The sequence below is a fragment of the Sphingobium sp. Z007 genome (genome assembly GCF_900013425.1).
In the GTDB taxonomy this organism is placed as follows: Bacteria; Pseudomonadota; Alphaproteobacteria; order Sphingomonadales; family Sphingomonadaceae; genus Sphingobium.
Genome location: NZ_FBXK01000005.1, coordinates 2,102,387 through 2,120,649, shown reverse-complemented (window position 1 = coordinate 2,120,649; position 18,263 = coordinate 2,102,387). Strand labels below are relative to the sequence as shown.

The window sequence follows — 18,263 nt, the reverse complement described above, 5'->3', positions numbered from 1 at the left end:
CGCGCCTTGTCGGCTATGAAGGCATGTTGGAATGCAATATCCGGTGCAAATGGCGGTCAAAGCTGCTAGCGGCCCCGGTTTCAAGATTTTCAAGACATTGGGTCAACCAATATGACGGGTTCGCAAGAGATGATGGCACCGACGCCGACCACCGACGATCTGCCGCGCCGCTTCTCCGATTTCGGGACGCTGGGCGAAGCGCTCGACTATGCGGCGCAGGGCAAACGCGGCCTCAACTTTCACGATGCGCGTGGTAATCTGGCGCGGCCCTATCCATTCAGCGAATTGCGCGCGGATGCCATCGCCTGCGCTCATCGCCTGATCGCCCATGGCGTCAAGCCCACTGATCGTGTCGCCCTGGTCGCCGAAACCGGCGCCGATTTCGCCATGCTCTTCTTCGGTATCGTTTATGCCGGCGCCTGGCCGGTGCCGCTGCCGCTGCCCACCAGCTTCGGCGGCAAGGACAGCTATATCGATCAGCTCAACGTCCAGCTGTCCAGCTGCGACCCGATGCTGTTCCTTTTCCCCAAGGAATTGGAAGAGATGGCGGGCGAATCCGGCCGCCAGAAAGCGGTCGAGAGCATCGCGTTCGAAGATTTCATCGCCCGCGAAGCGACCCCGGTCGACCTGCCGCAGGCGCGCACTGACGAGATCGCCTATCTGCAATATAGCAGCGGCTCAACCCGCTTCCCCCATGGCGTCGCGGTGACGCATCATGCGCTGCTGTCCAACCTGTCGGCGCACAGCCACGGGATGCAGGTGCAGAATAGCGATCGCTGCATCAGCTGGCTGCCCTGGTATCATGACATGGGGCTGGTCGGCTGCTTCCTGTCGGTCGTCGCCAACCAGGTGTCGACCGATTATATGAAGACCGAGGATTTCGCCCGCCGTCCGCTCGCCTGGCTCGACCTTATCAGCCGGAACGAGGGCACCTCGATCAGCTATTCGCCGACCTTCGGCTACGACATTTGCGCCCGTCGCATCTCCAGCCAGACCAAGGCGGAAGATCGCTTCGACCTGTCCCGCTGGCGTCTGGCCGGCAATGGCGCGGACATGATCCGCCCTGACGTAATGCAGAGCTTCGTGGACGCCTTCGCTGACGCAGGGTTCAGCCCCAAGGCGTTCCTGCCCAGCTATGGCCTGGCCGAAGCGACGCTGGCCGTCACCATCATGCCGCCGGGCGAGGGGATCATTGTCGAACTGGTCGAGGAAACCGACCTGTCGGGTGGCCACGCGACCGAGGGGCGGCCCCAGCGTTTCCGATCGATCGTCAATTGCGGCAAGCCGGCCAAGGACATGGTCGTGGAAATCCGCGACGAGGATGGCGGCCTGATGAACGAGCGTCAGATCGGCAAAGTATGGACCACCGGCCCTTCGCTGATGGTCGGTTATTTTCGTGACGAAGCCGCCACCGCCGCCTGCATGGTCGATGGCTGGCTGGACACCGGCGACATGGGCTATCTGAGCGACGGCTATCTCTACATCGTCGGCCGGGCCAAGGACATGATCATCATCAACGGCAAGAATCACTGGCCGCAGGATATCGAATGGGCCGTGGAGCAGCTCCCCGGCTTCAAGCAGGGCGACATCGCCGCCTTCGCCATCACAACGCCGGGCGGGGAGGAAGCGCCCGCCGTGCTGGTTCATTGCCGCACGTCCGACAATGAAGAGCGCTCGCGCCTGCGTGACCAGATCCGCGAACGGGTCCGCGCCATCACCGGCATGAACTGCGTCGTGGAACTGGTGCCGCCGCGCACGTTGCCACGCACCAGCTCGGGCAAGTTGAGCCGGTCGAAGGCCCGCAATCTCTACCTGACCGGGGAAATCAGACCCTACGATATCGCCGCCTGAACCGGATATGGCTTCGTTCGCGTCAGGGTTACCGATTGCTAACGCATGAATGCTAACCCGCTATGGTGGGCAGCAAGCAGGAACATAGCGCGGAACCGGACCATCAGGGGCGTGCCTCGCTGCGCGCGATCATGGGTCTTTCGTCCGTCTCCAAGGATGGCGGAATCCGTGTGCTGGAAGCCCAGCTGCAATCCGCGGACAGCGTCGCCATCCTGCGCCACGGCATGAATATCTGCGGTATGCTGTTCCTGTGGCAGGTCTTCTCCCATTGCTGTCCGCCGCTCCTGCTGGGTGGATGGAGCCTGGCGCTGATCGCCGCGACCGCGATCGCCCTGCTGCTGGACCGGCAGCGATGCCGCGCCAACAATATCGGCCTGTCGCCGTCCGACCTGCGGCGCCATGCGCTGGGCGGGTTGTTGCAGGGGCTGGTCTGGGCCGCCTGCATGGTGTTGGTGTCCCGGTCCGGCCAGACCGAGGAACTGGTGGCGCTCTGGACGCTCATCAGCTGCATCATGGTCTGCGGCGCGATCAGCTATGCAGCGACGCCCCTGTCCGCCACCGCCTATCTGCTGCCCTGCATCCTGGGCCTGTTCGCCATGTTCGACCAAGGCAGCCAGCTGCCGCTGCGGGCGCTGGCGACCAGCTATGCGCTGTCCCTGCTGGCCGGCTGTTTCATCTATGCCCGCACCTTCGCTCGCCAGCACAGCACCACCGCGCAACTGGCCGAAAAAAGCGAGGTCGTCAGCCTGCTGCTGCGCGAGTTTGAGGAAGGCGGGTCCGACTGGCTGTGGCAAACCGACGCGCTGCGTCGGATCAGCGGTGTGTCCAATCGCTTTGCAGAGACACTGGGGATGCAGCCGGGCCAGCTGGAAGGCGCGCCGCTGGTGCAGATCTTGGCGGGCAGTGGCTGGGACGACGGCCGGTTCGCCGCCGGCCTGCACAGCCTGGCCGACCATCTCAAGCGGCGCGAAAGTTTCAGCAATCTGGTCCTGCCGGTCGAGGTGAAGGGCCAATGTCGCTGGTGGGAGCTATCGGCTTCACCCCGTCATGATGAGAATGGCATTTTTCAGGGGTTCCGCGGTGTCGGGTCGGACGTGACCGCGCAGCGCGAATCAGCCGACAAGATCGCGCAACTTGCCCGCTTCGACCCGCTCACCGGCCTGCCCAACCGCAGCCATCTGCGCGAAGTGCTGGACCAGGCGATGGAGGCGGCGAGGGGCCGATCACCGGGCTGCGGCTTCCTGATGATCGACCTCGACCGGTTTAAGGCGATCAACGACACGCTGGGCCACCAGACCGGCGACAAGCTGCTGAGCCAGGTGGCGCGGCGGTTGCGGCAGGTCTGCACTGCGGACATATTCTGCGGCCGGATCGGGGGCGACGAATTCGCCGTGATCCTGCCGCATATCGCCGACAGCGCGGCCATCCCCCGCCTGTCGTCGGCGATCATCGGGGCGCTGTCGGCGCCCTATCAGGTCGACCAGCATATGCTCTATGTCGGCGCATCGGTGGGATCGGCATTGTCGCCAATGGACGGCCGCGATTCAGAAGCGTTGATCCGCAGCGCGGACCTAGCCCTCTATCGCGCCAAGGATGAAGGCGGCGGCGTCCATTGCGCCTATGAGCCGCAGTTGCACGCCCAGGCGGAAGAACGGCGGCAGTTGGAACTGGCGCTGCGCGAGGCGTTGGAAAAGGACCAGCTGCATGTCCTGTATCAGCCGGTCGTCGACGCCGAACAGGGCGTGGTGCTGGGGTTCGAGGCGCTGGTGCGTTGGACGCATCCGCAACTGGGCGCGATATCCCCGGTGAAGTTCGTGCCGGTGGCGGAGGAAGCGCGGCTGATCGCGCCGATCGGCGAGTGGGTGCTGCGCACTGCCTGCATGGAGGCGATGACCTGGCCGGAGCATATCCGAATCGCGGTCAATGTGTCGGCCGAACAACTGACCCATCCCAGCTTCGTCGCCGCGCTTGTGTCTGCGCTGGCCCAGAGCGGGCTGGACGCGCGACGGCTGGAGTTGGAAGTCACCGAGAGCGTGTTCATGAACGAGGATGCGGGCGCCTTGAAGGTGCTGGACCAGTTGTTGAGCCTGGGCATCCAATTATCGCTCGATGATTTCGGCACCGGCTACAGCTCGCTCGGCTATCTCAGCCGGACGCGGTTCAACACGATCAAGATCGACCGCAGCTTCGTGGTCGGGGCGTCGCAGAATACCGCTGAAAGCCTGGCCATCATCCGGGCGGTGGTGACGCTGGCCGACAGCCTGGGCATGAGCACCACGGCCGAAGGCGTGGAAACCGAAGCCGAATTGGAGATGGTCCGAAGGCTGGGCTGCAAAAAGGTGCAGGGCTATTATTTTGGCCGACCGATGCTGCCCCAGGACGCCGCCCGCCTATTTCCCAGACCCCAGCAGGTCGCCATAGGCTGAGCGTGCGCTAGCCGCGCTGCAACAACTGCCGCTCGACCATCGTCCAGAGCGACGCGAAGGCCTGTGCGGGCTGCGACGCCGGGGCGAAGGCGCCGAGCGGCTTGCGGCGCACCGTCATCTGCTCGATCGCGCTGGCCATCGGGATGGCGGGCCAATCCGGCTGGCTGTCCAGCGCCGCACGGTGCAGGCTGCGGCGGCGATCGACCATCGAATAGACCGGCAGGATCGGCGCATGATTGCCCCCGCGCTGAACCAGATAGCGGGCGACCTCGCCCATCGCCCGCTGCGACAGGGGGGAGGGGATGACCGGGATAACGATCAGGTCGGCGGCGCGCAGCACCTGCTCGCTGGTTTCGGTAAGGCCGGGCGGACAGTCGAGGATGATGCGGTCATAGTCGCGGCCCAGGCTTTCGATCAGCTTGGCCAGCCGCTTCTTCTTGTCCATCTCCCGGAAAAGATGATCCAGGCTGCGCAGCGAGGTGTCGGCGGCGATCAGGTCCAACCCCGGCACGGTCGAGGGCTGGATCAGCTTGCGGACGTCCACATCCTTGCTGAAAATCGCCTGCGCGGCGTCGCGGCTTTCCGTGTCAGTGGAGAGCAGCCAGCTGGATGCGGCCTGGGGGTCCAGATCCCACAGCAGGGTGCGCCGCTTGGAGATGGAGGCGGACGCCCAGGCCAGGTTGATCGCGAAGGTGGTCTTACCCACGCCGCCCTTCAGACTATAGACGGCGATGGTCGCCAATGTCGGTTCCTTTGCCATGGAACGAGAAGCTACGGCTTCCCGCCATCAAAGCAAGCGCTCAGATCATGGCTTTGTTACGCGCCCGTGACGCGGCACTGTGAGACAAGGAGTTGGACAGTAGTACGGCATTTTCGCAAAGGTAGATGGTTTCGCTAAAGAAACGATATCCCTGATAATAACTACAGTATTTCCAATACCTTATCCTGCGGACGGCAGAAGCGGACACCCTTTTCGGTCTCGACAAACGGGCGATTCACATAAGCGGGATTAGCGACCATTTCGTCCAGGATCGCGTCGGCGTCCATGGCGGGCAGACCGCGCTCTTCCGCATCGGTGCCCATGGTGCGGATCGCGTCGGCCGGGGTCAGCCCGGCGTCGGCGATCAACTGCGCCAGCTTGTCGCGGGTATAGGGCATCTTGAGATACTCGATCACTGTGACATCGACGCCCGGCGTTTCTTCGAGGATCGCCAGCGTCTTGCGCGACGTGCCGCATTTGGGATTATGCCAGATGGTGGCCTTCACGCGTCGCCCTCCCGCGCCAACCATTCCTCCAGCCACTTGATTGTGTAATTGCCGTCGAGGAAATCGGGGTCGCGCAGCAGCGCCTGATGCAAGGGAATCGTCGTCTTCATCCCTTCGATCACATATTCCTCCAGCGCGCGGCGCAGGCGCATGATCGCGCCTTCGCGGGTGCGGCCATAGACGATCAGCTTGCCGATCATGGAGTCGTAATAGGGCGGCACCTTATAGCCCTGATACAGGCCGCTATCGACGCGGACATGCATGCCGCCCGGCACATGATAGCTGGTGACGGTGCCCGGCGAGGGCGCGAAGGTCTTGGGATCTTCGGCGTTGATGCGACATTCGATCGCGTGGCCGGTGAAGCGCAGTTCGTCCTGCGTGACCGAGAGCGGCTTGCCTTCGGCGATGCGGATCTGTTCGCGCACCAGGTCGACGCCGGTTATCATCTCCGTCACGGGATGTTCCACCTGAAGCCGGGTGTTCATTTCGATGAAATAGAATTCACCGTCTTCCCACAGAAATTCGATCGTGCCCGCGCCGCGATAGGCCATGTCGGCCATTGCTTTTGCGCAGACGCCGCCGATGCGGTCGCGATCGGCCTGGCTCAGGATCGGGGAGGGGGCTTCCTCCAGCACCTTCTGGTGGCGGCGCTGGAGCGAACAGTCGCGTTCGCCCAGATGGATGGCGTTGCCGTTGCCGTCGCCGAACACCTGGATTTCGATATGGCGCGGATTGCCGAGATATTTTTCGAGATAGACGGTCGCGTCGCCGAACGCGGCCTTCGCCTCCGAGCCGGCCTGCTGCATCAGCGTTTCCAGATCGTCGGGCGAGGTGCAGACCTTCATGCCGCGACCGCCGCCGCCGGACGCGGCCTTGATGATAACCGGATAGCCGGCCTTTTCCGCGATCGCCTTGGCTTCGTCCAGGTCGCTGATCGCGCCGTCGGAGCCGGGGACGAGCGGCAGGCCGAGCGCGCCAGCAGTGCGCTTTGCCTCGATCTTGTCGCCCATGGTGCGGATATGTTCGGGCTTCGGCCCCACGAAGGCGATGCCATGCGCTTCGACGATTTCGGCGAACTTGGCGTTTTCCGACAGGAAGCCATAGCCCGGATGGATCGCGTCCGCGCCGGAGATTTCGGCGGCGGAGATGATCGCGGCGACGTTGAGATAGCTGTCCTTGGCCGCGGGCGGCCCGATGCAGATCGCTTCGTCGGCCAGCCGCACATGCATGGCGTCGGCGTCGGCGGTCGAATGGACCGCCACCGTCTTGATGCCCATTTCGTGGCAGGCGCGATGGATACGCAGCGCGATTTCGCCCCGGTTGGCGATCAGCAGCTTTTCGATGGCCATGGGTCGCGCGGCCTTATTCAATGACGATCAGCGGCTGGTCATATTCGACCGGCTGGCCATTATCGACCAGCACGGCCTTGACCGTGCCGGAGACGGGCGCGGCGATCGCGTTCATGACCTTCATGGCTTCCACGATCAGGATCGTTTCGCCCGCAGCGACCTGCGATCCGATGCGCGCGAAGGGGGCGGAGCCTGGTTCGGCGGACAGATAGGCGGTGCCGACGATCGGTGATTTGACCAGCGTGCCGGCGGGCAGCGACGCTTCGGCAGGGGTGGTGGCGGCAGCGACCGGTGCAGGCGCTGCGGCGGGCGCAGCGGCGGCAGGCGCAGGCGCGGCGGCATAGACAGGCGCGGCGTTGGCCGCGGCCTTGCGCGCGACGCGGATCTTGCGGTCGCCGTCTTCGACTTCGATCTCGGTCAGGTTGGTGTCGTCGAGCAGCGCAGCGAGATCGCGCACCAACTGTACGTCCACCTGCATTGCGCCCTTTTCATGCTTGTCGTTCATTTGATGTTCCCGAACGGTGAATGTCGTTTCTGGCCCCGCGCCTATGCGCATTTACGTTCAAGCGCAACTTTTGTGCGCCCAAATGCGCGCACCTACAGCTCCAGCGCAGCTTCCAGCGCCAGCATATAGGACATGGGGCCAAAGCCCGCGATCGTGCCCTTCGCCGCCATGCCGACATAGCTTTTATGACGGAAGGCTTCGCGCTTGTGCGGGTTCGACAGATGGATTTCGATGACCGGCACGGTGATGCCCTTGATCGCATCATGCAGGGCGACCGACGTGTGGGTGAGGCCGCCCGGATTGAGGAGGACGGCGTGGGCGCCTTCTGCATGGGCTTCCTGCAACCAATCGATCAGATGGCCTTCATGATTGGACTGGCGAAAATCAATTTGCACATGGGCGCGGGTGGCGGCGTCGTCCATCCGCTCGGCGATGTCGTCCAGCGTGTCATAGCCGTAAATTTCCGGCTCGCGCGTGCCCAGCATGTTCAGATTAGGTCCGTTCAGCACATAGATTTTACGCATGTCGGCCATGGCGATCCCCCTTGCATGTTGCGGCCGGGGCAAGGCCGCCCCTATATGCGGCACGATCCTTAGCCCTTCGTGTCTCGCTTAGTCGAGATATCTTCGCATGTTCGGAAAAGCCATTATGAGCACAGACGGCACCATCTCCATCCATATCAATGGCGAGCATCGCCGCATCCGCGATGGGCTGACCCTTGCGCAGTTGGCGAGCGAATTGGGCTTCGTGCCCGAAAAGGTGGCGGTGGAGCGCAATCTGGAGGTCGTGCCGCGATCGACCCTGGCGCAGGTCATGGTCGAGGATGGCGACGAGCTGGAGATCGTGCATTTTGTGGGTGGCGGGGATGTATCTTGCCAAGCGGACGACAGCTGGACCGTGGCGGGCAAGACGTTCCGGTCGCGCCTGATCGTGGGCACCGGCAAATATAAGAGCTTCGAACAAAATGCGGCGGCGGTGGCGGCATCGGGCGCGGAGATCGTCACGGTGGCGGTGCGCCGGGTCAATGTGTCAGACCCCAAGGCGCCGATGCTGACCGACTATATTGATCCCAAGGTTATTACTTACCTGCCTAATACGGCGGGCTGTTTCACCGGCGAGGATGCGATTCGCACGTTGCGCCTGGCGCGCGAGGCGGGCGGCTGGGAATTGGTGAAGCTGGAAGTGCTGGGCGAGGCGCGCACGCTGTATCCCGATATGGTCGAAACGCTGCGCGCGACGGAGATATTGGCCAAGGAAGGCTTCAAGCCGATGGTCTATTGCGTGGACGATCCGATCGCGGCCAAGCGGCTGGAGGATGTCGGCGCGGTGGCGATCATGCCGCTGGGCGCGCCGATCGGGTCGGGCCTGGGCATCCAGAACCGGGTGACGATCCGCCTGATCGTGGAAGGCACCAGGCTGCCCGTGCTGGTCGATGCGGGCGTGGGCACCGCGTCGGAAGCGGCGCAGGCGATGGAGCTGGGCTGCACCGGCGTATTGATGAACACCGCCATTGCCGAGGCGAAAGATCCGGTGCTGATGGCCGCCGCGATGAAGGCGGGGGTCGAGGCCGGCCGCATGGCCTATCGCGCGGGGCGCATGGGCCGGCGTATGTATGCCGACCCGTCCAGCCCGCTGGCGGGGCTGATCTGACGGCACTTTCCGCATTCGCGGCAAATTGACCGGTCCGATGCTTGTGCTTATGGGCGTGGTCAAGTTGGAGGAGGAATGCTATGGCCAGGAAGCTCTACCCCGATGCCGCTGCGGCGCTGGAAGGATTGCTGTTCGACGGGATGCATCTGTGTGCGGGCGGCTTTGGCCTGTGCGGCATCCCCGAACGGTTGATCGATGCGATCCGCGATTCGGGGGTCAAGGATCTGACCATCGCGTCCAACAATGCCGGGATCGATGGCGAGGGGCTGGGCAAATTGCTGCGCACGCGCCAGGTCAGGAAGATGATCTCCTCCTATGTCGGCGAGAATAAGGAGTTCGAGCGGCAATATCTGGCGGGCGAATTGGAGGTGGAGTTCTGCCCGCAGGGGACACTGGCCGAACGCTGCCGCGCAGGCGGGGCGGGCATCCCCGGCTTCTATACCAAGACCGGCGTCGGCACGCAGGTGGCCGAGGGCAAGGAAGTGAAGAATTTCGACGGGCAGGATTATATCCTGGAGCGCGGCATCTTCGCCGACGTCGCAATCATCAAGGGCTGGAAGGCCGATGAGAGCGGCAACCTGATTTTTCGCAAGACGGCGCGCAATTTCAACCAGCCGATGGCGACCGCGGCGAAAATCTGCATCGCCGAAGTCGAGGAAGTGGTGCCGACCGGCAGCTTGGACCCCGACGCGATCCATCTGCCCGGCATTTATGTGAAGCGCATGATCGTGGGTGCGCCTTACGATAAAAAGATCGAATTTCGGACGGTGCGGACGCGGGAAGCGGCCTGATGTCGCTGACGAAGCGCTTGGGTTGGGGGCTGCTGCTGGCACCGTTGGCCGCTTGCGCGCCTGCCTATAATTCGCTCGTTCCTGTCCCGCCGCCAGCCAATCCGCCGGCCGGGATGCAATATCTCTACGGGTCGGGTGAGGGGGCGGCGATTTCGGCGCAGGCCTGGAATGCGCTGCTGACCTATGTGTCGGTCAGGGTGAAGGCGCGCCCGGCGGACAGCGTCGTGCTGGCCGATGGGGCGAGCCTTGCCGCGCCGCGCTTCGTGCCCTGTGGCGACAAGCCCTTGGCCGCGGTGTTCGACGTGGATGAGACGGTGATGCTCAACACCGGTTATGAATATCATGATGCCAAGACCGGCCGAGGCTTTGACGCCGCCGCCTGGGACGCATGGGAGAAGACGGGCGAGGGCGCTGTCGGGCCAGTGCCGGGCGCTGACCGGGGGCTGGCGGCGCTGCGCGGCTTGGGCGTAACCGTGATCTTTAACACCAACCGGTCGGCCGCCAACGCCGATGCGACTGTGCGCGCGATCAAGGCCGCGGGCCTGGGTGATGCCGTGCATGGCCAGACGCTGTATCTGCGCGGCGACGATGCGATGGGATCGCGCAAGGATGGCCGCCGCGCGACGATCGCGGCGCGCTTTTGCGTCATCGCGATGGGCGGCGACCAACTCGGCGATTTTTCCGATCTGTTCAACGCCGGCCAGGGTGTGGCCGCCCGCCGCGCCGCGACGCTGCAACCGCCGGTCGCAGGCCTGTGGGGCCATGGCTGGTTCGTGCTGCCCAACCCTGTCTATGGCAGCGGCCTCAAGGGCGGGTTTGACGATGTGTTTCCGATGGACAAGAGGTGGGCGCCGCCCGCCCAAGGGGAGAAGTAAAGATGCCCTGGACTCGTGACGAGATGGCCGCGCGGGCGGCGAAGGAATTGCAGGACGGTTTTTACGTCAATCTGGGCATCGGTATTCCGACGCTGGTCGCCAACCACATCCCGGCCGGGGTGGAAGTGACGTTGCAGTCGGAAAATGGCATGTTGGGCATCGGGCCTTTCCCGTTCGAGGGGGAGGAGGACGCCGACCTGATCAACGCGGGCAAGCAGACCATCAGCGAATTGCCGCAGACCGCCTATTTCAGTTCGGCCGACAGCTTCGCCATGATCCGTGGCGGGCATATCGACCTGACCGTTTTGGGCGCGATGGAAGTCGCGGAGAATGGCGACATCGCCAACTGGATGATTCCCGGCAAGATGATCAAGGGCATGGGCGGCGCGATGGACCTGGTCGCGGGCGTCAAGAAGATCATCGTGGTGATGGAGCATACGTCCAAAAATGGCGATCCCAAGTTCATCCCGGCCTGCACCCTGCCGCTGACCGGCAAGAATGTAGTCGATATGATCGTCACCGACCTGTGCGTGTTCCAGCGCCCCGACCATGACAGCCCGTTCAAGCTGGTCGAATTGGCGCCGGGCGTGACGGCGGAAGATATCGCGGCTAAGACCAGCGCACATTATGTGAGCTGAGGACGGCCAGGATGAGCCTTGACGGCACCTACGACGACAATAACCCCTTCGCCCTGATCCTTGCGGGCAAGATTCCGTCGGTCAAATTATATGAGGATGCGCACACGCTCGCCTTCCTCGATATCCAGCCGCAGTCGAAGGGGCATAGCCTGGTCATTTCCAAATGGTCCAGGGCGCGCAACATCCTGGAGATAGAGGATGAGGCGCTGGCGGAGGTGATGGCGACGGTCAAGACAGTCGCCACCGCCACGCGCAAGGCGTTGGCTCCCGACGGCATCCATGTCGCCCAGTTCAACGGCGCACCGGCGGGGCAAACCGTGTTCCACCTCCACGTCCATATCGTGCCGCGCTGGGCAGGCGGGCCGATCGGGTTCGGTGCCCATGGGCAGGGCCAGTTCGCAGACGCGGCAGAGCTTGCTGCGCTGGCCGACGAGATTCGCGCCCAATTCTGATGCGCGCCTGTTTCGCCGCTCGGCCCCTGTTCACGCAGGGCGCGCACTGATGGTGCTGCGTCCCTTCAACGCGCCCGGCGCGCGCCTGGCGCTGCGCTCCAAGCGCGCCAGCCAGCTGTTCCAGGGCGGGCGCGGGGAAAGCGAAGTGGTGCTCGACATTTCGCGGCTGCTGTCCCGTTCCTTCCATCCTGCGCCGACAGGCATCGACCGGGTGGAATATGTCTATGCGCGCGAGCTGCTGGAGCGGATGCCCGATCGCCTCGCTTTTTCCGCGGTGCATCCTGCCGGGGGCTATTATGGCCGGCTGGACAACGCCGCCGTGCGTCAGTTCCTGGCCTTTACGGCGGCCAAATGGCGTAATGCCGGCTCGGCCGATGCTGGCGAGAACAAGGCCGCGGTCATCCGCCATTTGTTCGCCACCCGGCCCAGGCCGGTGCCGCGCGCGACGCGGCCGCGCGTCTATCTGCAGGTGTCGCCGCATCATCTGGACGATCATGCCCAGGTCGGCGCGATCCTGCGGGCGGAAGGCGCGAAGTTCATTACCCTGGTCCATGACGTCATTCCGCTCAGCCATCCCGAATATGCCCGGCCGCAGGGCGCGGATGAACATCGCCGCCGGGTGCGCACGATCGACAGCTTCGCCAGCGGCATCATCGGCAACAGCCAGGCGACCATCGATGCGCTGGCACCCCATATGCGCCACGGCCTGAGCGGACGGGCGATCCGGGTGGCGCATTTCGGGGCCGACGCGCCCGATATTTTCGGCGCCAAGGGCGAGGCGTTGCCGGAACGGCCCTATTTCGTCTATATCTCGACCATCGAGCCGCGGAAGAACCACCTGCTGCTGCTCAACCTGTGGCGGCGCATGGTGGAACGGCTGGGCGACGGCGCGCCGGTGCTGGTGCTGATCGGGCGGCGCGGCTGGGAAAATGAGAATGTCATCGACATGCTGGAGCGGGCCGAGGCGCTGCGCGGCCATGTGATCGAGGCGGGCGAAGTGTCGGACAATCGCATGCAGGCGCTGGTCGCCAACGCCCGCGCCATGTTGATGCCATCTTTCGCCGAAGGCTTCGGCATGCCGGTGGTCGAGGCTTTGGCGGCGGGCGTGCCGGTTATCTGTAGTGACATCACGGCGCATCGCGAGGTCGGGGGCGACGCGCCGGATTATCTCGATCCGCTCGACGGCCTTGGCTGGCTACGTGCGATCGAGGCCTATAGCCAGCCCGATGCGCCCAATCGCGCGGCGCAGATCGCGCGGCTCGCCCACTGGCGCGCCCCGACCTGGCGCGATTATTTCGACATCGTGACCGACCTGTTGGAAGACGTGACAGCGCAAGTTTCTTGACGCTCGCTGATACAGCCCGCATGGATGTGGAGAACCGATTGAAAGACCGGCCGTTTGCGCCGAGTGAGGGCAAGTTGATCGAGCCAGAACATGATCTCTGGCGCTGGCGTGGCGAGCCTGCCCATGCATAGACCGCTGACCCATCCCTTGTTCCTGCGTTCGCCCCCCTTTCCCGGTGTCACGGCGTCGATTGCGGCTGTGAGCGTCGCTGCGGAAGGCGCGCCGGTTGGCGACAGCATATTGGACGCGGTTGCGGATGCGCGAGTGGGTGGCGCCTTCTGGGGCGATCGGCCGGAACATGTCGCCATCGTCGTGCGTGCGGGCGTCACCGTCTCGGCAGAACGGTTGAGCGGGGTCGATTCGGACCGCATCGGCATCGTCGGCGATAGGCCGTCCATGGTGCAGGGACGCCGATTGCGCGACCCGGTCGATCCCTGGCATCTGATTGCGGGCGCTGATGCGGTCCATGCCGACGTTGATGACGAACTGGCTATCGTCGCCGGCCTGCTGGGCGTTGCGGTGTTCGACGGGCAGGGGCGGGCGGTGCCGACCGAACAGTTACGTCATGCAGCGCGTGCGCGTATCGGGATGGCGCGCTATCGCGACTGTTTCACAGATAAGGACGTGCCGGTCGCGCAGGCCATCGAGCGGCTGGGCGAATGGCGCCGTCATCTCGACGGCAATCGCGGCATCGCCGCCGCCAGCGGCATGGCCTTTTGGAAACGAGACATGATGCGTCAGTTTCTGTGGGACGGTTTGCGCGCGCCACCTTTCCTTCCGCCCGACAAAGGGGTGCACAGCGCCCGGGAAACCGGGCGGGCGCTGGCGATATGGCCTTCACGAGTCCCGCCCTCGACAACGCGCGACGCTGAACGGATGCACGTGCCGATCTGTCGGGTGGAAGACGGATTTCTGCGGTCCAACGGGCTGGGCGCTGGTTTGCATCCGCCCAGTTCGGTGGTGATCGATCATGCCGGCATCTACTATAACGCCTGCGCGCCCAGCGATTTGGAGCATGTGCTGGCGACTCATCCGTTTCCGCCGGCGCTGGTCGAGCGGGCGCAGCGTCTGCGCGCCGCCATCAGCGATGCCGGCGTCACCAAATATGGGATCGAAGGCGGCCGGATGATCGATCTGCCGGCCGGTCGTCGCACCGTGCTGGCGGTGGGCCAAGTGGATGACGATATGTCCGTGCGCCTGGGCGGGGCAGGGGTGGAGGGCAATCTGGACTTTCTGTCCCGCGTGCGCCGCAGCGAGCCTGATGCGTGGATCATCTACCGTCCCCATCCCGACGTCCAGGCCGGGCATCGCCGCGGTCATCTGAGCGAGGCCGCGATCCTCAGCCATGCCGACGCGATCGATAGCGGGGCGCCTTTGATGGCGATGGTGCAGGCGGTCGATGACGTCCATGTGCTGTCGTCGTTGACCGGATTCGAGGCGCTGGTGCGCGGACAGTCCGTGACCGTCCATGGCATGCCCTTCTACGCCGGTTGGGGCCTGACCCGCGATCTTGCCGAACCTACGGGCCGCCGGGGACGTCGGCTGACCGTGGATCAACTGGTCGCTGGCACGCTCATTCTCTACCCGCGTTATATTGATCCGGTAACGCGTTTGCCTTGCGGCCCGGAACTGATGGTGGATCGCATGGCAAGTGCATCGACACCGAACCTCACCTGGCTTATCAGGGCACGAGCAGCACAGGGAAAGCTACGAAGATTTATGACTTTGTGCGCCGAGTTTTTTCATGACTGACGCTTCGACACGGACGTTTCTGTTCCTGCAAGGCCCGCATGGCCCCTATTTCGCTATGCTGGCCGATGCGCTGCGCAAGCGCGGGCATGTCGCGTTGCGGATCAATATCAATGGCGGCGACAAGATCGACTGGCCCGGTGAAGCGAGCGATTACAGAGGCACGTTTCGCAACTGGCCGTTGTTTTTCGACGATTTCGTCGTGAACCATGGCGTTACCGACCTGATCCTCTATGGCGACTGCCGACCCTATCACGCCTCTGCACATGGTATGGCCAGATTGCGATCCGTGCGGGTGCATGTGGTGGAGGAAGGCTATATCCGTCCAGACTTCCTGACGTTGCAGGATGATGGCGTGAACGGCAATTCGACCCTGCCGCTCGATCCGCAATGGTATCTGGATGAAGCCCGGAAGCTGCAACAGGCGGAGGTGACCTTTCCGCCTGTGCCATCGACATTTCGTGTGCGTGCGCGCAACACGATGCGCAATGGCCTGGCATCCGCATTGATGCGGCCGCTTTTCCCCTATTACCGGACGCATCGGCCACATAGTTTCATGATGGAGTCGATCGCCTGGACCTACAAGCTGCTGGTGGGCAAGCACCATGCCGCGCAATCCCTGCAAGAATGGGAAAAGGTACAGGATCGACCCTATTTCTGCCTGCCGCTGCAACTGAATTCGGATTATCAGATTCGGATACATTCGCCCTTTGGGGATATGCGCGCCGCGTTGCGCTTCGTCCTCAAAAGCTTCGCACGCCATGCGCCCGACGACGTCGCGCTGGTGGTGAAGCGGCATCCGCTCGATCCGGGCCTGGTTTCCTGGTCGCGGCTGACCCGCAGGCTGGCGGCGAAATATGGCGTCGGCGACCGCGTCTTCTACCTCGACGATGGCGACATCGCCGAACTCGTCCGTAACGCATCGGGCGTCGTCACTGTCAACAGCACGGTCGGCACGCTGGCGCTAAACGAGGGCAAGCCCGTCACGGTGCTCGGTCACGCCGTGTACAAGGTGCCTGGCATCGTCAACACCGGCCCTCTCGACGCCTTCTGGACGACGCCCGGAGAACTTGATCGCGATCTATATTCCGCATTCCGACGCGTGCTGATGGATCGTTGCCTGATCCACGGCGGATTGCTGAGCGAAGAAGGGCTGGCACTGCTCGTTGATAATGCGGTGCGTCGTTTAATCGAGTGCAGGCAGGCGAAGGAGGTACCGGGAGTGGCGCATCACGCGATAGGACGTATGCCGGCAAGCTATGCCGTACGCTGACATCTCCTTATAGTCGTACGCGCGAAGATGTGCGAACATAGGGCGTTTGTTGGATAGGAGAGGTTCATATGCCCTTCTAAAATAGTCCTTTGCTAATGGAGCGTAAATGCCGAAGCTGCATCGACATTATGTCAGCAAGCCATGGGGGTCGGAACATATTCCGCCTGCGTTCGATGCGCGTTGCGGCGGTCGGATCGGAGAAATCTGGTTTCAAGAGATGCCGGATCGCGGACTTCCTTTGCTCGTAAAGTATATTTTTACGACTGAGCGCTTGTCTATCCAGGTACATCCCAACGATGAGCAGGCGCGTGCCATAGGCCAAGCGCAAGGCAAGAGCGAATGTTGGTATATCCTGGATTGCGTGCCGGATGCCGTGATTGGCATAGGTTTCAAGGCGCCGATTTCGGAGGCGGATTTTCGGGCCTCTATTAGTGACGGGTCGATTGTCGATCTGATGCATTGGCAGTCGGTAAAGCAGGGCGATTTCTTCTTCATCCCGGCCGGTACCGTGCATGCGATCGGCGCAGGCATCATATTGGCGGAAATCCAGCAGAATTCCGACATCACTTATCGGCTGTTTGACTATGGCAGACCACGCGAACTGCATGTCGAGGCAGGCGCTGCGGTTAGCCGGCTCGGTACATATGAGGGTCCATCCACACATGCCGGGATAGATGCCGACAAAAGCCTGTTCAATGTCAGTGGCGCCCCGTTTACGGTGTTCAAGCGGCTGTTCATAGTAGGAGAGGAGCCACATTGGCCTCAGGCGGCACTTTTTTGGTTTTTGCCGCTTAGCGGATCTGGGCTCGTCGACGGCCAGGCGTTTTCAGCCGGAGAATGCTGGTTGCTGTCCGGTGAGCCGGATATGGAATTATTGGAGGACTGTGCGGCCCTGGTCGCTACAGTTTGATCGCGATTGGGCGCGATCAATCCCCCGATTTTATCGTCTGCGCCAATAGCTTAACGTCCTGGGACCGTTGACGCGGGATGATGAGGACGCCGTCCGCGGTCGATACCACGATCATGTCCTTCAGGCCGGCGGTGGCTACTGGGGGGCCGCCATCGACATAAATCAGGTTGCCATGGCTATCGATGGATGTGACAGCACCAGTGTGCGCATTGTCATTTTCGTCGCGTTGTTGCACTTCCCAAAGCGCTTCCCATGAACCGATATCGGACCAGCCCATGGCAACCGGAACGACCGCTGCCCTCTCGGTCTTTTCCATGACAGCATAATCTATCGAGATATCGGGGCACTGTTCAAACTGCTCGACCTGCGGCGTTGCGAACGAACCATCAAACGTCGCGGCTTGCATCGCCGCCGCGCAATGTCGGGCCACCCCAGGCGCGTGGGCGCCGAGTTCTGCAAGATAGGCGGATGCCTTGAAAAGGAAAATGCCCGCGTTCCACAGGTGTCGCCCACTAGCAAGATAGGTCGCCGCCAACTCAGCGTCCGGTTTTTCCGCAAAACGGGAAACCGAAAATACCCCTTCAGCATCGACGAGACCTGCGCCACATTCAATATAGCCATATCCCGTTTCCGGCCGATGCGGTTCGATCCCGAATGTCACCAGCCGGCCAGCCATCGCCGCGGGCATTGCCCTTTCAATCGCCTGATGAAAGGCGGGCAAATCTTTGATCTGGTGGTCAGACGGCATGACGAGCATGAGGTCGTCCCCTTGGCGGTCAGTGATCCAGTGCGCGGCAATCGCGATCGCGGCGGCCGTGTTCCTTCCCCGCGGTTCCAGCAATATCGCCGCTGGCTTCTGTGCGATAGCATCTGACTGGCTTTTGATAAGCGCGCCATAACGAGCATTGGTCACGAAAATCGGGGCGGCAAAGCGTTGCTGTCCCGCAGCGCGGAGGATCGTTTCCTGAAGCAATGTCTGCTGCGTCACCAAGGCGATAAACTGCTTGGGCAGGTCGGGCCGCGACACCGGCCAGAGGCGCGTCCCCGAACCGCCTGACAATATCACCGGGTGTATGAGCATGAAAATATCACCTATATCCGAAACGCTTACCGGCGATAGAAAACTCGGCCGTTAAATTCAATAGTGTCGGGCAACCGATGTCGAAGTGACTGTGCGTAGCGA

General features: G+C 63.0%; 17 protein-coding genes. 11 read left to right on the top strand and 6 right to left on the bottom strand.

The features are described 5' to 3' along the window. The first annotated feature begins 129 nt into the window (after positions 1–129). Both CEQ44_RS18255 and CEQ44_RS18250 read left to right on the top strand, forming a co-directional pair. Positions 130–1,851 carry a fatty acyl-AMP ligase gene (locus CEQ44_RS18255; RefSeq protein WP_088183353.1) on the top strand — a complete coding sequence of 574 codons (1,722 nt, stop codon included), beginning with the start codon at positions 130–132 and terminating at the stop codon, positions 1,849–1,851. Between the two features lie 131 nt (positions 1,852–1,982). Continuing rightward, on the top strand, positions 1,983–4,277 hold the full coding sequence (locus CEQ44_RS18250) for a bifunctional diguanylate cyclase/phosphodiesterase (protein ID WP_306341396.1): 2,295 nt from the start codon (positions 1,983–1,985) through the stop codon (positions 4,275–4,277). Positions 4,278–4,284: 7 nt separating this feature from the next. Here CEQ44_RS18250 and CEQ44_RS18245 read toward each other — a convergent pair whose 3' ends face one another. The 5 genes from CEQ44_RS18245 to aroQ all read right to left on the bottom strand — a co-directional run bounded on the left by CEQ44_RS18245 (position 4,285) and on the right by aroQ (position 7,930). Continuing rightward, complete coding sequence (locus tag CEQ44_RS18245) at positions 4,285–5,037, bottom strand: ParA family protein (protein WP_088183245.1); 753 nt, start codon at positions 5,035–5,037, stop codon at positions 4,285–4,287. Positions 5,038–5,198: 161 nt separating this feature from the next. Then, the gene (locus CEQ44_RS18240) at positions 5,199–5,543 is read right to left on the bottom strand and encodes an arsenate reductase family protein (RefSeq protein ID WP_088183244.1); all 345 of its coding nucleotides are present in this window, start codon (positions 5,541–5,543) and stop codon (positions 5,199–5,201) included. Then, positions 5,540–6,892 carry an acetyl-CoA carboxylase biotin carboxylase subunit gene (gene accC, locus CEQ44_RS18235; protein ID WP_088183243.1) on the bottom strand — a complete coding sequence of 451 codons (1,353 nt, stop codon included), beginning with the start codon at positions 6,890–6,892 and terminating at the stop codon, positions 5,540–5,542. The genes CEQ44_RS18240 and accC overlap by 4 nt, the downstream gene beginning before the upstream one ends. 13 nt (positions 6,893–6,905) lie before the next feature. Then, positions 6,906–7,397 carry an acetyl-CoA carboxylase biotin carboxyl carrier protein gene (accB, locus tag CEQ44_RS18230; RefSeq protein WP_088183242.1) on the bottom strand — a complete coding sequence of 164 codons (492 nt, stop codon included), beginning with the start codon at positions 7,395–7,397 and terminating at the stop codon, positions 6,906–6,908. 92 nt (positions 7,398–7,489) lie between these two features. Then, a complete protein-coding gene (gene aroQ, locus CEQ44_RS18225; RefSeq protein ID WP_088183241.1) occupies positions 7,490–7,930 on the bottom strand; it encodes a type II 3-dehydroquinate dehydratase in 441 nt (146 codons plus the stop codon). Between the two features lie 115 nt (positions 7,931–8,045). Between aroQ and thiS the strand changes: the two genes are divergently transcribed. From thiS to CEQ44_RS18180, 9 genes are all read left to right on the top strand, one after another. Next, positions 8,046–9,047: a sulfur carrier protein ThiS gene (gene thiS / locus CEQ44_RS18220; RefSeq protein WP_088183240.1), complete on the top strand. Its 1,002-nt coding sequence runs from the start codon at positions 8,046–8,048 to the stop codon at positions 9,045–9,047. Positions 9,048–9,127: 80 nt separating this feature from the next. Continuing rightward, positions 9,128–9,838, top strand: a complete 711-nt coding sequence (locus tag CEQ44_RS18215; RefSeq protein WP_088183239.1) for a CoA transferase subunit A — start codon at positions 9,128–9,130, stop codon at positions 9,836–9,838. Then, entirely contained in the window at positions 9,838–10,713 is an 876-nt protein-coding gene (locus CEQ44_RS18210; protein ID WP_088183238.1) for a 5'-nucleotidase, lipoprotein e(P4) family, read from the top strand. The genes CEQ44_RS18215 and CEQ44_RS18210 overlap by 1 nt, the downstream gene beginning before the upstream one ends. A 2-nt stretch (positions 10,714–10,715) precedes the next feature. Next, a complete protein-coding gene (locus CEQ44_RS18205) occupies positions 10,716–11,351 on the top strand; it encodes a CoA transferase subunit B (RefSeq protein WP_088183237.1) in 636 nt (211 codons plus the stop codon). 11 nt (positions 11,352–11,362) lie between these two features. Continuing rightward, on the top strand, positions 11,363–11,803 hold the full coding sequence (locus CEQ44_RS18200; RefSeq protein ID WP_088183236.1) for an HIT family protein: 441 nt from the start codon (positions 11,363–11,365) through the stop codon (positions 11,801–11,803). Positions 11,804–11,852: 49 nt separating this feature from the next. Then, positions 11,853–13,148, top strand: coding sequence for a glycosyltransferase family 1 protein (locus CEQ44_RS18195; RefSeq protein ID WP_088183235.1), 1,296 nt, complete (start codon positions 11,853–11,855; stop codon positions 13,146–13,148). A gap of 90 nt (positions 13,149–13,238) precedes the next feature. Next, positions 13,239–14,900 carry a beta-3-deoxy-D-manno-oct-2-ulosonic acid transferase gene (locus CEQ44_RS18190; protein WP_254913641.1) on the top strand — a complete coding sequence of 554 codons (1,662 nt, stop codon included), beginning with the start codon at positions 13,239–13,241 and terminating at the stop codon, positions 14,898–14,900. Continuing rightward, positions 14,893–16,170 (top strand): capsule biosynthesis protein, encoded by a 1,278-nt coding sequence (locus CEQ44_RS18185; protein WP_088183234.1) that lies wholly within the window; start codon positions 14,893–14,895, stop codon positions 16,168–16,170. Before CEQ44_RS18190 ends, CEQ44_RS18185 begins: the two co-directional genes overlap by 8 nt. A gap of 106 nt (positions 16,171–16,276) precedes the next feature. Then, positions 16,277–17,080 (top strand): class I mannose-6-phosphate isomerase, encoded by an 804-nt coding sequence (locus CEQ44_RS18180; protein ID WP_088183233.1) that lies wholly within the window; start codon positions 16,277–16,279, stop codon positions 17,078–17,080. A 16-nt stretch (positions 17,081–17,096) separates the two neighbouring features. Here CEQ44_RS18180 and CEQ44_RS18175 read toward each other — a convergent pair whose 3' ends face one another. Further along, the gene (locus tag CEQ44_RS18175) at positions 17,097–18,161 is read right to left on the bottom strand and encodes a mannose-1-phosphate guanylyltransferase/mannose-6-phosphate isomerase (RefSeq protein ID WP_088183232.1); all 1,065 of its coding nucleotides are present in this window, start codon (positions 18,159–18,161) and stop codon (positions 17,097–17,099) included. Between the last annotated feature and the right edge of the window lie 102 nt (positions 18,162–18,263).

Coding starts and splice junctions, on each gene's coding strand:
- CEQ44_RS18195 (WP_088183235.1), top strand. CDS start 11,853: ATGGTGCTGCGTCCCTTCAACGCGCCCGGCGCGCGCCTGGCGCTGCGC.
- CEQ44_RS18175 (WP_088183232.1), bottom strand. CDS start 18,161: ATGCTCATACACCCGGTGATATTGTCAGGCGGTTCGGGGACGCGCCTC.
- CEQ44_RS18190 (WP_254913641.1), top strand. CDS start 13,239: ATGATCTCTGGCGCTGGCGTGGCGAGCCTGCCCATGCATAGACCGCTG.
- aroQ (WP_088183241.1), bottom strand. CDS start 7,930: ATGGCCGACATGCGTAAAATCTATGTGCTGAACGGACCTAATCTGAAC.
- CEQ44_RS18205 (WP_088183237.1), top strand. CDS start 10,716: ATGCCCTGGACTCGTGACGAGATGGCCGCGCGGGCGGCGAAGGAATTG.
- CEQ44_RS18255 (WP_088183353.1), top strand. CDS start 130: ATGATGGCACCGACGCCGACCACCGACGATCTGCCGCGCCGCTTCTCC.
- accC (WP_088183243.1), bottom strand. CDS start 6,892: ATGGCCATCGAAAAGCTGCTGATCGCCAACCGGGGCGAAATCGCGCTG.
- CEQ44_RS18215 (WP_088183239.1), top strand. CDS start 9,128: ATGGCCAGGAAGCTCTACCCCGATGCCGCTGCGGCGCTGGAAGGATTG.
- CEQ44_RS18185 (WP_088183234.1), top strand. CDS start 14,893: ATGACTGACGCTTCGACACGGACGTTTCTGTTCCTGCAAGGCCCGCAT.
- CEQ44_RS18180 (WP_088183233.1), top strand. CDS start 16,277: ATGCCGAAGCTGCATCGACATTATGTCAGCAAGCCATGGGGGTCGGAA.
- thiS (WP_088183240.1), top strand. CDS start 8,046: ATGAGCACAGACGGCACCATCTCCATCCATATCAATGGCGAGCATCGC.
- CEQ44_RS18245 (WP_088183245.1), bottom strand. CDS start 5,037: ATGGCAAAGGAACCGACATTGGCGACCATCGCCGTCTATAGTCTGAAG.
- CEQ44_RS18200 (WP_088183236.1), top strand. CDS start 11,363: ATGAGCCTTGACGGCACCTACGACGACAATAACCCCTTCGCCCTGATC.
- accB (WP_088183242.1), bottom strand. CDS start 7,397: ATGAACGACAAGCATGAAAAGGGCGCAATGCAGGTGGACGTACAGTTG.
- CEQ44_RS18250 (WP_306341396.1), top strand. CDS start 1,983: ATGGGTCTTTCGTCCGTCTCCAAGGATGGCGGAATCCGTGTGCTGGAA.
- CEQ44_RS18210 (WP_088183238.1), top strand. CDS start 9,838: ATGTCGCTGACGAAGCGCTTGGGTTGGGGGCTGCTGCTGGCACCGTTG.